10 protein-coding genes are annotated in these 12,087 nt (G+C 60.3%); 3 read left to right on the forward strand and 7 right to left on the reverse strand.

Annotated elements, in window-relative coordinates:
• Positions 1-20 precede the first annotated feature (20 nt).
• The 5 genes from G1C94_RS01940 to G1C94_RS01960 form a co-directional block, all read right to left on the reverse strand.
• Positions 21-1,553: an MFS transporter gene (locus tag G1C94_RS01940; RefSeq protein ID WP_172144213.1), complete on the reverse strand. Its 1,533-nt coding sequence runs from the start codon at positions 1,551-1,553 to the stop codon at positions 21-23.
• 189 nt (positions 1,554-1,742) lie between these two features.
• A complete protein-coding gene (locus G1C94_RS01945; protein ID WP_172144119.1) occupies positions 1,743-3,119 on the reverse strand; it encodes a replication-associated recombination protein A in 1,377 nt (458 codons plus the stop codon).
• A 53-nt stretch (positions 3,120-3,172) separates the two neighbouring features.
• Complete coding sequence (locus G1C94_RS01950; RefSeq protein ID WP_172144121.1) at positions 3,173-5,743, reverse strand: DEAD/DEAH box helicase; 2,571 nt, start codon at positions 5,741-5,743, stop codon at positions 3,173-3,175.
• Positions 5,744-5,788: 45 nt separating this feature from the next.
• Positions 5,789-6,232 (reverse strand): transcriptional regulator NrdR, encoded by a 444-nt coding sequence (gene nrdR / locus G1C94_RS01955; protein WP_172144123.1) that lies wholly within the window; start codon positions 6,230-6,232, stop codon positions 5,789-5,791.
• Between the two features lie 53 nt (positions 6,233-6,285).
• Positions 6,286-6,603, reverse strand: coding sequence for a LysM peptidoglycan-binding domain-containing protein (locus G1C94_RS01960; RefSeq protein WP_253902268.1), 318 nt, complete (start codon positions 6,601-6,603; stop codon positions 6,286-6,288).
• 150 nt (positions 6,604-6,753) lie between these two features.
• Between G1C94_RS01960 and lexA the strand changes: the two genes are divergently transcribed.
• Together lexA and G1C94_RS01970 are read left to right on the forward strand one after the other, a co-directional pair.
• Entirely contained in the window at positions 6,754-7,488 is a 735-nt protein-coding gene (gene lexA, locus G1C94_RS01965) for a transcriptional repressor LexA (RefSeq protein ID WP_172144125.1), read from the forward strand.
• A gap of 106 nt (positions 7,489-7,594) precedes the next feature.
• Entirely contained in the window at positions 7,595-8,527 is a 933-nt protein-coding gene (locus G1C94_RS01970) for a cation diffusion facilitator family transporter (protein WP_172144127.1), read from the forward strand.
• Between the two features lie 56 nt (positions 8,528-8,583).
• Here the strand turns inward: G1C94_RS01970 and G1C94_RS01975 are convergent, their stop codons facing one another.
• A complete protein-coding gene (locus G1C94_RS01975) occupies positions 8,584-9,546 on the reverse strand; it encodes an L-lactate dehydrogenase (protein WP_172144129.1) in 963 nt (320 codons plus the stop codon).
• Positions 9,547-9,755: 209 nt separating this feature from the next.
• Positions 9,756-11,351, reverse strand: coding sequence for a GTPase HflX (gene hflX, locus G1C94_RS01980; protein WP_417852141.1), 1,596 nt, complete (start codon positions 11,349-11,351; stop codon positions 9,756-9,758).
• Positions 11,352-11,429: 78 nt separating this feature from the next.
• On the opposite strand from hflX, the gene G1C94_RS01985 reads away from it, so the two are divergent.
• Positions 11,430-12,065: a class I SAM-dependent methyltransferase gene (locus G1C94_RS01985; RefSeq protein WP_172144219.1), complete on the forward strand. Its 636-nt coding sequence runs from the start codon at positions 11,430-11,432 to the stop codon at positions 12,063-12,065.
• The last annotated feature ends 22 nt before the right edge of the window (positions 12,066-12,087 follow it).

The raw sequence follows: 12,087 nt of genomic DNA on the forward strand, positions 1-12,087 counted from the left end.
GGGGCGTCAAGCGGGCTCATTCAAGCGTTTCGCTTGGCCCGAATACGCAGGGCCAGGGCCAAGCAGCTCCAGCCGATCAGACAGATGACGGTCATGGTGGCGAACGTCCAAGCGCCGCCCACGGCTGTGGCATGGGCGAAAGCGGGCGTGCCCTCGGCACCGGAGCCCGCTTGGGCGACGGCCAGAATCGTGGAGAACAGCGCAGTGCCGGCCGCGCCGCCGAATTGCAGGCAGGTGTTGAAAATCGCGTTGCCGTCCGGCCTGAACTCGCCCGGTACTTCGGACAGGCCGCTGGTCATCACATTCGCGTTGCCGATGGCATAGAAGAGGCCGAAGATGAAATAGAAGCCGGCCAGCATCGCCGGGGTCAGACGCATCGAGAACACCAGCATCAGCACCGGCCCCAGAATGCAGATGCCCAGCGGAATCAGTATCGGCTTTCTCGCGCCGAACTTGTCATAGCACCAACCGCCAAACGGCGCGCACACCGCACCCACCAACGCACCAGGCAACACCAGCGCACCCGCCACGAACGCGGAGGCCCCCAAAGACAGTTGCGCCACATTGGTGATCACATAGCCGTAACCGATGGCGACCAGCGGCAGCAACAGATACGCCAGCGCATGCAGCAGCACAGCCGGATCTTTCAAAATACCCAAACGCAGCAACGGGGAAAACGCCCTGCGAGACATCAACGCGAACAAGGCGAGCGCGCCCAGACCAATCACCAAACTGGCAATGGCGATAATCCCCGATTGCGTCGCATTCCCCCCGGCGACTAGGGCGCTGATAGCCACGCCGCCCTGATTCAGAGCCAACACCAGACCCACCAGCGCGGCGACGATGGACGTCAGCTGCAATGGGCTGAGATACGCCGGCTGGGTGGGCACCTTCTGCTCGATGCACCGGCAGCCAATCACCGCCGCAATCAGCACCAATGGCACCGCAATAACGAAAATGGCGCGCCATGGCAAAATGCTCGTCACCGCGCCGCCGACGGTCGGCCCGATAGCCGGCGCCACGGTGATCACCAGGGAGCCCACGCCCATCAGCCTTCCGATTTTCGTGCGCGGCGACTGCTCCAGAATGATGTTGATCATCAGCGGCGTGGCAATGCCGGAGCCGACGCCTTGGATGACGCGTGCCACAAGCAGCAGCGGGAAGGCTTGCGCGACAATCATGATCAGCGAACCGATGACGGCGAGCGCCACCGCCGCGAGGAACAGCGCTTTGAGCCGGAAGCGGCGCTTGAGAAACGAGCTGACCGGCATGGTGGCGGCCACCGACAGCAGGTAGATGGTGGTGATCCATTGCACGGTGGCGGTGTCGACGTGGAACTCGCGCATCAGGGCGGGGAACAGCACGGTCATCACCGTTTCGGTGAGAATGCCGATGAAGGCCAGCGAGCCGACGGCCACAATCGCGCCGATGAGTTTGCCGCTGATCTGCTCCGGGTCTGTATTGGCTGCATTGGCCGGATTGACTGGATTGGCTGACAGTTGTGCCACGCTTTCGTCTGTTTCGGTTTGCTGGTGCATGGTCTCACGTTCCATGATGCGCATACGCTCCGTTGTCCTCGTCAGTGGATGGTCGTGGAATAAAGGTTTGCCAACCGGCGTATGTGTCCCTGCACTCCCTGTCTGAACATGTTTTAAGACATGTATCAAACATGACGAGTGCTCCGTTGATAGCCATCCTGCAGTCTAGCGCGTCGAGCTGGACAAGCGCGGAATCATGCGACTTTACGCGCGCGGGTCATCTTGGTGGAGGATGGGGCGGATGCGCTCCAAGCGCTGGGCGACTTCGTGCTCGTAGCCGCGGTCGTTGGGGTGATAGTATTCGCGACCTTCAAGTTCGTCGGGCATGTATTGCTGGGAGGCGACGGCACCGGGATAGTCGTGCGCGTATTTGTAGCCCTCGTGATTGCCCCATTCCTTCATCAGTTTGGTGGGGGCGTTTCTCAAGTGCAACGGCACGGCTCCGATATGGCCGGCGTCCACGTCGGCGAGGGCATCGTTGATGGCTTTGTAACTGGCGTTGGACTTGGGCGCGGTGGCCACGGCGATGGTTGCCTCGGCCAGAATGATGCGCGCCTCGGGCATGCCAATCAGCGCCACGGCTTGAGCTGCGGCCACGGTGACCTGCAGAATCTGCGGGGCGGCCATGCCCACTTCCTCCGCTGCCGCAATCATGATGCGACGTGCGATAAAACGCGGATCCTCGCCGGCACGCAGCATACGCGCCAGATAATGAATGGCCGCATCCGGGTCGGAGCCACGCATCGACTTGATGAACGCGGAGATGACGTCGTAATGGTCGTCGCCATCCTTGTCGTAGCGCACCGTGGCGGTGTCCATCACCTTGGAGACGACATCGGGGGTGATGATGGGCTTTCTCGCGCCTTTTTTGCGTGCCTGATCGCCGGTGACGGCACCCGCCGCCGCCTCCAGGATGGTCAGGCTCTTGCGCGCGTCTCCCCCGGCCATGCGCACGATTTCGCCAATGGCCTCGTCGCTGGCCTTCACCTCGCCCTTGAGACCGTTCGGACTGTCCAGTGCACGGGTGACCAGTTCCTTGAGCTGGCTGGGTTCGAGGGATTCGAGCTTGACCACCACGGAACGGGACAGCAGCGGCTTGATGACGGAGAAGCTCGGGTTTTCGGTGGTGGCGCCGATGAAGGTGACGTCACGGTTCTCGACGGCAGGCAATAGCGCATCCTGCTGGGACTTGGAGAAGCGATGCACCTCGTCGATGAACAACACCGTTTCCTTGCCTTGGGTGACGAGGCGTTCGTGCGCACGTTCCAGCACGTCGCGCACGTCCTTGACGCCCGATGTGACGGCGGAAAGTTCCTCGAACACGCGCCCCGATTGGCGTGCGACGATGGTGGCGAGCGTGGTCTTGCCCACGCCGGGAGGTCCGAACAGAATAATCGAGCTGGGTGCGGTGAGCGATCCCTTGGAGGCGGGATTGGCGAGACGGCGCAGCGGAGATCCCTCCCCCAGCACGTGCGACTGGCCGATCACCTCGTCAATGGTGTGCGGGCGCATGCGCACGGCCAACGGCCGCGTCACATCCTGCGGCGCATCCGTTGCACCAAACAAATCCTGCTCACTCATATTTCACAATCCTAATCTTTCGTGTTGGTATGGATGAGCGGCGCATACGCGATTCATGCATTGGTCACTTCATACGTATGGAAGACGACTTCACCGCTGTCCTGCGTGGCGTCCAAGTCGACAATGCCTTCGATGGCCCAGTTGTGGTCACCGTCCGAATCGTCAATGATCTGACGCACCTTCCAAGTGTGCTCGTCCCGTTCGTGCGAATCGTCCAGCATGAACAGATTGGCCGAACGCGCCTCAGCGTCGGTGCCCACGTATTCGTGATCGTCGTAATAGTCGTCGAGCACATCCTCCCACTCGTGCACGCCGTAGCCCCAGTCCTTGTCGAGCGCACCCAGTTCCTCGGGCCTGTCAAGATCCATGAGTTGCACGCGGCGGAACAGGGCGTTGCGCACCAGCACCGTCAGACCGCGGCGATCCTCAACCACTCTCTCTTTGGCACCCGGCGCGGCGAGCGAAGCCGCAGCTTGCGAGGCATCCGTCTGATCGCCCGCGTTTTCCCATTCGTCGACCAAGCTGGAATCAATCGAGCGCACAAGCACGCGCAGCCAGGCGATGATGTCCTCAAGCCGTTCATCGCGTTTTTCGGCGGGCACGGTGCGTGCCAGTGAGCGGTAGGCATCCGACAGATAGCGCAACAGCGTGCCTTCACAGCGGGCGATGTTGTATCTGGCGATGTAGCCGGTGAAGTCGGAAGCGGTCTGAACCATGTCGCGCACTACGGATTTGGGGCTGAGCCAATAATCGTTTGCCCATGGCACATCGCGTCGATATTGGGTGAAAGCGGCATCAAGCATGTCTTCCAGAGGTTTCGGATACGTGATTTCGGCGAGTCTGTCCATGCGCTCGTCGTAGTCAAGCCCGTCCGCTTTCATGTCGGCCATGGCCTCGTCTTTCGCCGCGCGTTCCTGGGCGCGCAATACCTGGCGCGGGTCTTCGAGCGTGGCCTCCACCATCGAAATCACGTCGAGTGCGTAAGTGCTGGACGCCGGGTCGAGCAGTTCCAGCGCAGCCAACAGGAAAGGCGACAATGGCTGGTCGAGCGCGAAATCGTCGGGCATGTCAAGAGTCATCAGATAGTCCGCATTGCCGTCCGCATCGATTCGCGTCTCGATGACCTGCGTATCGAACAGGGTTTGGAATATCTCGTCAGCGCGCTGGTGCAGACGTTCCTTTTGCTCGGGTGTCTGCGCGGAATCGTCGATGAGCTTGTCGATGCGGGCGCGGGCGTCGCCGCCCTGCTCCACCTCGTTGAGCACCATGGAATGTGTGATTTTCAGATGCGGCGTCAACGTTTCGGGTTCAGCGTCGATCAGCTTGTCGAAAGTGCCTTGGTTCCATGTGACAAAGCCTTCGGGAGCCTTCTTGCGCTTGACCTTCTTGAGTTTTTTCGGGTCTCCCCCGGCTTTGGCTATGGCCTTCTGGTTCTCGATTTCAAACTCGGGGGCTTCGGCTATTACCAGCCCCTCGGTGTCGAATCCCATGCGCCCGGCGCGCCCGGCGATTTGGTGGAACTCGCGAGCCTTGAGCCGCCGCATCTTGTTGCCGTCGAACTTCGTCAGAGCCGTCAGCACCACGGAATGAATCGGCACGTTGATGCCGACACCGAGCGTATCGGTGCCGCAAATCACCGACAGCAGCCCCTGCTGTGCGAGCTGTTCGACCAAGCGACGATACCGGGGCAACATGCCGGCATGGTGAACGCCCACGCCGGTTCGCAACAAGCGTTGCAAGATCTTGCCAAATGCAGTGGTGAACTTGACACCCTTGATGGCTTCGGTAATGGCCGCGCGCTGCTCTTTGCTCGACACACCTGCGGAAGACAGCCCCTGCGCAGTTTCCAGTGCGGCATCCTGCGAGAAATGGACGACGTAAATGGGAGTGGAACCCTCACGAAACGCAAGTTCGACGGTTTTCTCCAATGGGTCGAGCGTGTACTCATAGCTCAACGGCACAGGCCTTGGAGCATCGGCAATGACATCCACATCGGCAACGCGGCTCAGTTCGGAGAGCTTATCGGCTATGGCATCCACATTGCCAAGGGTGGCGCTCATCAACAGGAATTGCGTTTGCGGCAAGGTGAGCAATGGCACCTGCCAAGCCCACCCGCGCTCGGCGTCACCATAATAATGGAACTCGTCCATCGCAACCATGCCCACATCCGCTTGGCTTCCTTCACGCAAAGCCTGGTTGGCGAGAATCTCGGCGGTACAGCAGATGATGGGCGCATCGGCGTTGATGTGGCTGTCGCCGGTGATCATGCCCACATTGTCCCTGCCGAACACCTCGACCAAATCGAAGAATTTCTCGCTGACCAACGCCTTGATCGGAGCGGTGTAATACGAACGTCTGCCCGTACACAGCGCGGTGAAATGCAGTCCCAATGCCACCAAGGACTTGCCCGAGCCAGTGGGGGTGTTCAAGATGACATGGTCACCGGCGAGCAGATCCATGATGGCCTCTTCCTGATGCGGCCAAGGTTCGATGCCTTTGACACTCGTCGCCCAATCGAAGAAGCGTTCATAGATGTCGTCCGCCGTGAGATTACGCTCAACGGCTTCGCCCCACCAATCAGGAGCCAGACGCCCTAATGATCCGTATGCCTTCTCGTCGCTCATATTGCCTACCTTAGATCTGCTGATCCGAGCGGGGAACGCACGCCCTCACTGCTCGCGCAATTCATTGATTGCACACTGGAAATCGTCCAAATTCTCAAACCCCTGATACACACTTGCGAAACGCAGGTATGCCACTTCATCCAAATCGCGCAACGGCTCCAGAATGGCCTTGCCGACTTCATCGGACGTGACCTGGGCCTGGCCCGTGGAACGCAAACCCTCTTCGACGCGTTGACCAAGCAGTTTGAGATCGTCTTCATCGACGGGCCGGCCCTGGCAGGCCTTGCGCACACCGGAAATCACCTTGTCACGGTTGAACGGTTCCAAACTGCCGGAACGCTTCTCCACCAGCAATGTGGTGGTCTCCAACGTGGTGAACCGCTGATTGCAATGCAGACACAGACGGCGCCGGCGAATGGAATAGCTATCTTCGCTCACACGAGTTTCGATGACCTTGGTATCGGCATAGCGGCAGTACGGACAATGCATGCCCCTAACCATACCTGCAATGGCCGGATTTCGCACCACACCGTCGTTTTGCGTCATTCCGCCGGCACGATGATGCGTTGCCCGGCCGTCAATGCCGATGAATCGAGATTATTCAGATTCATCAGCTCATCAACCGTCTGAGACACATCACCGCCCCGCGGCGTGATGGATTCGGCGTATGACCACAGCGTGTCCCCCGGCCTGACCGTATAACTCATCACTTCGCCCGGCAATGTCGCCGAGTCCGCACGAGACGGGGCAAACATCGACAAGCCGGCCCAAGCGACGGCGGAGACGACCGCCACGACCAGCACACGCATCGCACCGGACCTGTGCCACACACATTCGGCAGCAAATACATTCTTCATCATCAACCATCCTTCTTCGAACGTCTGTTCTATCGAACATCTGTTCTGATTGTTGCACAGATGTTCGAGCAATGCAACTCGCCGCGTCGAACAAATGTTTGATTTCACATGAGATTCACGTTATGATTCAACAAGACGACGAAAGGAAAGCCCATGAGCACTGTCCCCCTCAAACCAAAGGGCACCGCAGCAGTCGAGGAACTCACCGACCGCCAGCGTCAGGTGCTTGAGGCAATCACCACATACCAGAACGAGCGCGGGTTCGTCCCCTCATTCCGTGAAATCGGCGAAGCGGCAGGGCTGAAAAGCCCGTCGTCGGTGAAGCACCAACTGCAAACACTTGCCGATAAGGGCTTCATCCGCCTCAACGCCAACAAAGGTCGAGCCGTGGAGATTCTCAACGACCCGTTCTCACAGAGCAAAGGCGAGGAAGCCCCGGCGCACACCCAGGAGACCATCGGCACACGCATCATCCCGCTTTCCCAAGCCCAGGAAAGTGAATCGGTGGCCCAATCGCGCGACGTCCCCCTGGTCGGGCGCATCGCAGCAGGAACCCCCATCACCGCCGAACAGCATGTGGACGATGTCATGCGCCTGCCCGAACGCCTCACCGGAACCGGCGGCAATCTGTTCATGCTTGAAGTGCATGGCGATTCGATGATCGACGCCGCGATTTGCGACGGCGATTTCGTCGTGGTGCGAGAACAGCACACCGCCGTCAACGGCGACATTGTGGCGGCCCTGCTTGACGACGAAGCCACGGTCAAAACCTTCCGCAAGGAGAACGGGCACGTGTGGCTCATGCCGCACAATCCCGCCTATTCCCCCATCGACGGCACCTATGCCACCATCATGGGCAAAGTCGTCACCGTCCTGCGCAAGCTGTAGCCTTACCCCAGCGGAGTCAAACCCCGGCCAATGTGCCGGGGTTTCGTCGTATCAGCCCATAAATGGTATTGAGAAACAATCTCAATTCTTAAAATAAGGAGGCCACATGGCGCACGATCATTCCTCCCCAGTTGCGGCGCAGGGTGCGGGGCACCAGAAGCGGCTTGCCGCCACATTGTGCGTGACTTCGACGGTGTTCCTCGTCGAAGTCGTCGCGGCCATCGTCACCGGCTCGCTGGCGTTGCTGGTGGATGCCGGCCACATGCTCACCGATATGTCGGTGCTCATCGCCTCCACCATCACGGCGATGCTGATGCGTGAGAAACCGAGCGAAAAACGCACCTGGGGCTGGGCACGTCTGGAGGTAATCACAGCCGCGGGCGGTGCCGTGGTGCTATTACTGGTCGGCATCTACGCGTTGTTCGAGGCCGGGATGCGCCTGTTCGGCGGTTCGCCAGCCGAAATCGGAGACGTGAGGCTACTGCTGTTCGTCGGCATATTGGGCTTGACGGCCAACATCGTCTCGATTGCGATTCTCGCCTCCCAGCGCGGCGACAACATGAATATGAAGGCGGCCTTCCTTGAGGTGATGAACGACGCGCTCGGCTCTCTGGCCGTAGTGGCCTCCGCGTTGGTGATGATTTCGACCGGCTGGGATCAATTCGACGCCATCGCCGGTGGACTGATCGCTTTGCTGATGATTCCGCGCGCGATCAAGCTGTTGCATCACGCCGTGCGCGTGTTGCTTGAAGAAGTCCCGGAAGGATTGAAGCTCGATGAGGTGCGGCGGCATCTTGAAGGCGTGCCGCACGTTCTGGCGGTGCATGATCTGCACGCCAGCACCGTTTCCACCGGCATGCCGATCCTCATGGCGCATGTGGTGGTGGAGCGCGGGCTGACCATGGAACAGGCCGCGGACATCTTGAGCCAATTGCAGGATTGCCTGCGCAAGCACTTCCCCGTCTCCGTGCCGCACACCACGTTTCAGCTCGAACCGGAAGGCTACCGATCCCCCTCAGACGACGACCTGCATGAATAAAAAACAAGGCAACGAAGCAAAACACTCCGCTGCCTTGTGCAGTATCAGAACGCTTATCAGAAACCGAACTGGGCGGCGGTCTCGCGCAACGTTTCGGCGGAACGCTTCAGAGCCGCAAGCTCGCGGTCGGACACCGGGGTGTTGATGGCGGTGTTGACACCCTGACGGTTGATGAGGGTGGGCACCGACATGCACACGTCGGAGATGCCATGGAAGTCTTTGAGCATGGAGCTGACGGGCAGAATGCGGTTGGAATCCTTGAGGATGGCCTCAATGATGTCCACGCCGGACATGCCGATGGCGTAGTTGGTCGCGCCCTTGCCGTTGATGATCTTGTAGGCGGCGTTCTTGACCTCCTCGTGAATCCGCTCGCGCATATCGGCATCCAACGGATCGTGGCCGGGCAGCGGGGCCCAGTCGCACATGGGGACACCGCCGATGGTGGCGGAAGCCCACAGCGGCACCTCGGAATCGCCATGTTCACCGGCGATGTAGGCGTGCACGTTCTTGACGTTGACACCGGTCTGCTGCGCAATAAGGAAGCGCAAACGAGCGGAATCGAGGTTGGTGCCCGAGCCGAAGACCTGATTCTCCGGCAGGCCGGAGATCTTCTGCGCCACATGGGTGGCGATATCGACCGGGTTGGTGATGAGCATGAAGATGGCGTTGGGGGCGACCTTGACCAAGCCGGGAATGATCGCCTGAAGAATCTTGATGGTGGCGCCGACGAGTTCGAGGCGGGTTTGGCCGGGCTTCTGACGGGGGCCGGCGGTGATGACGATGATATCGGCATCGCGGCAGATTTCCGGGTCGTCGGAGCCATCGATGGACACGGTCGGATAGAAGCTGGAGCCATGCTGCATGTCGAGCACTTCAGCCTCGACACGTTCCTTGGCGATATCCTCCAACACAATTTCGCGGGCAATGCCACGCTGGGCGGCCGCGAAAGCAAGGGTGGAACCAACGGCACCGGCACCAATAACAGCAAGCTTTGTGGGCTTTGCGACTGTTTCTGCCATATCTGATGAACCTCTCTTAGATCAGATGCTTTATGCAATCAAGCATCACTAATCAAATCTCGCCTTCACTGTACTCACACACTCTGACTTCGCGGCACTTGTTCCGACAGCATAAAAAGGCCGTATTCCCATCGTTATGCGAGCGTGAGCAATACCCACAATCGGCTGTATCAAGCCAATTTCAACCAATTGGATCAACAAGAGAAAAACTAGTCGATCGCCGCGTCGACCACTTGTGCGGCGAGACGGTCGTCCACATCCGCCACGACTTCAACCCCCTCATCCAGCCACTGCACATCAGTCACATGCCCGTATTCGCGGATGCGAGACAGCAGCGAGCCGGCGGTGTATGGCAACAACGCCTGAACATGCACGCCGGGTGTGGGCAACAGCGATTCCACCGCCGCACGCAACCCATCCACCCCTTGCCCGGAATAGGCGGAAACGATATGGGCGTCGGGCTCGAGCGCGGCGAGACGCCCCAATGTGGCCGCATCGCAACAATCGGCCTTGTTGAACGCGAGAATGCGGGGAATCGAAGCCGCCCCATCGATGTCGGCCAGCACATCGTTCACCGCATCGATCTGCGAGAACGGATCGGGGTGCGAGCCGTCGACCACATGCAGAATCACATCGGCCTGACCGACCTCTTCCAGCGTGGATTTGAACGCCTCGACAAGCTGCGTGGGCAGACGGCGCACGAAGCCGACGGTGTCCACATAGGCGTACAGACGCCCGTCCTCGGAGCGCGTGCGGCGCACGGCGGTGTCCAGCGTGGCGAACAGCGCGTTCTCCACCAGTTCGGTTGAGCCGGTGAGCCGGTTGGTCAGCGACGACTTGCCCGCGTTGGTGTATCCCACCACGGCGATGGTGGGCAACCCATAGCGCCGGCGCGAACCGCGCTTGACTTCGCGGGCAGGGGCCATCTGGCGAATCTGCTTCTTCAGGCGGGCGATGCGCGTGCGAATCACGCGACGGTCGAGTTCGATCTGCGTTTCGCCGGGGCCTCTCGAACCGATGCCGCCGTTGACGCCGGCGGCCTGGCCACCCGCCTGACGCGACAGCGACCCACCCCAGCCGCGCAAGCGGGGCAGCATGTATTCCAATTGCGCGAGTTCCACCTGTGCCTTGCCTTCGCGCGAAGTGGCGTGCTGGGCGAAGATGTCGAGAATCACGGCGGTGCGGTCCACCACCTTCACTTTGGCGGCGTCTTCCAAGCCGCGGCGCTGGCTGGGCGGCAAATCGTCGTCCACCACGATGGTGTCGGCCTCTTCACGCGCCACGATATCGGCGATTTCGCGGGCTTTGCCGGAGCCGACATAGGTGGCGGCATCAGGCTTCAAGCGGTGTTGCAACAGCCCATCGCACACTTGGGCACCGGCGGTTTCGGCGAGCGCGGCAAGCTCGCGCAGCGACTCTTCCGCTTTGGCTTGGGTGGTGAGCGCGCTCGACCACACTCCCACCAGCACCACGCGTTCAAGGCGCACCTTGCGGTATTCGACCTCGGTGACATCCTGCAACTCACCCAAACCGGCGACATGCTTGAGCTGATTGCGCGATTCGCGCTCGGCCCATTCCTCATCGCCCGATGCGTCGAAATGCGCACCGTGAGTGCCCTCGCCCAGCAACACTTCGGAGGATTCGGCCAAAACATCCGGCTCGCCATCGCTCTGGCGAGGGAATGTGGTTTCGTCGCTATGGCTCAAATTATGGCTCGGGTTGTGACTCAAGTTATGGCTCAATGGCACCTCTTGCCGATTGGTCGATTGATCGATTGGTTGGTATGTTCGCTTCCCTATTATCATCAGGTGAGGTGACATGAAGGCATCTGTCGGATGCAAAAGACAAGAAGCGCGCACGCGGGAAAGGGTGACGGGCCAGTCATGGCGGAACAGTATTTTTCAGCCGAACCTGCTTCTCAAGACGTGCGCCGCACCTTGCGTGTGACGTTGCGCGGGCGCGAGGCCGAGGTGGAGGTGTCCAACGGCGTGTTCTGCGCTTCGCGCCTCGATTTGGGCACTTCCGTGCTGCTTAAACATGCTCCCGAACCGCCCGAAAGCGGCGCGTTCCTTGATTTGGGGTGCGGCTGGGGGCCGATTGCGCTGTCGCTGGCATTCGCCGCCCCCGAAGCCGACGTATGGGCGGTTGATGTCAATGAGCGCGCATTGGAGCTGACGGGCGTGAATGCCGAGCGCAATGGTTGCGGCAACGTGCGCACCGCGCGCACCGATATGGATGGGCGCGTGGTGGATGGTCGGCAGATGGAGGACGATCTCGCCTTCGATCTCATCTGGTCGAACCCGCCGATTCGCATCGGCAAGGAGGCATTGCACACGCTGTTGATGGCTTGGCTGCCGCGCTTGGCTCCGGGTGGCGCGGCGTATCTGGTGGTGCAGAAGAACCTTGGGGCGGATTCGCTGACCGGCTGGCTGACCGAGGCGTTGGGGGCGGGATTCAGCGTGGGCAAGATGGCCAGTTCCAAAGGGTTTCGTATTATTGAGGTTTTGCGCGAGGGATAAGGTTCGGGTCGCCATACGGAGC

It is taken from the genome of Bifidobacterium panos (assembly GCF_012932445.1).
Lineage (GTDB): Bacteria > Actinomycetota > Actinomycetes > Actinomycetales > Bifidobacteriaceae > Bifidobacterium > Bifidobacterium panos.

Bases quoted from the DNA above. Each gene is read 5' to 3' on its own strand.
- G1C94_RS01985 (WP_172144219.1), top strand. From the start codon at position 11,430: ATGGCGGAACAGTATTTTTCAGCCGAACCTGCTTCTCAAGACGTGCGC.
- lexA (WP_172144125.1), top strand. From the start codon at position 6,754: ATGAGCACTGTCCCCCTCAAACCAAAGGGCACCGCAGCAGTCGAGGAA.
- G1C94_RS01960 (WP_253902268.1), bottom strand. From the start codon at position 6,603: ATGATGAAGAATGTATTTGCTGCCGAATGTGTGTGGCACAGGTCCGGT.
- G1C94_RS01970 (WP_172144127.1), top strand. From the start codon at position 7,595: ATGGCGCACGATCATTCCTCCCCAGTTGCGGCGCAGGGTGCGGGGCAC.
- G1C94_RS01975 (WP_172144129.1), bottom strand. From the start codon at position 9,546: ATGGCAGAAACAGTCGCAAAGCCCACAAAGCTTGCTGTTATTGGTGCC.
- nrdR (WP_172144123.1), bottom strand. From the start codon at position 6,232: ATGCATTGTCCGTACTGCCGCTATGCCGATACCAAGGTCATCGAAACT.
- G1C94_RS01945 (WP_172144119.1), bottom strand. From the start codon at position 3,119: ATGAGTGAGCAGGATTTGTTTGGTGCAACGGATGCGCCGCAGGATGTG.
- G1C94_RS01950 (WP_172144121.1), bottom strand. From the start codon at position 5,743: ATGAGCGACGAGAAGGCATACGGATCATTAGGGCGTCTGGCTCCTGAT.
- G1C94_RS01940 (WP_172144213.1), bottom strand. From the start codon at position 1,553: ATGGAACGTGAGACCATGCACCAGCAAACCGAAACAGACGAAAGCGTG.
- hflX (WP_417852141.1), bottom strand. From the start codon at position 11,351: ATGATAATAGGGAAGCGAACATACCAACCAATCGATCAATCGACCAAT.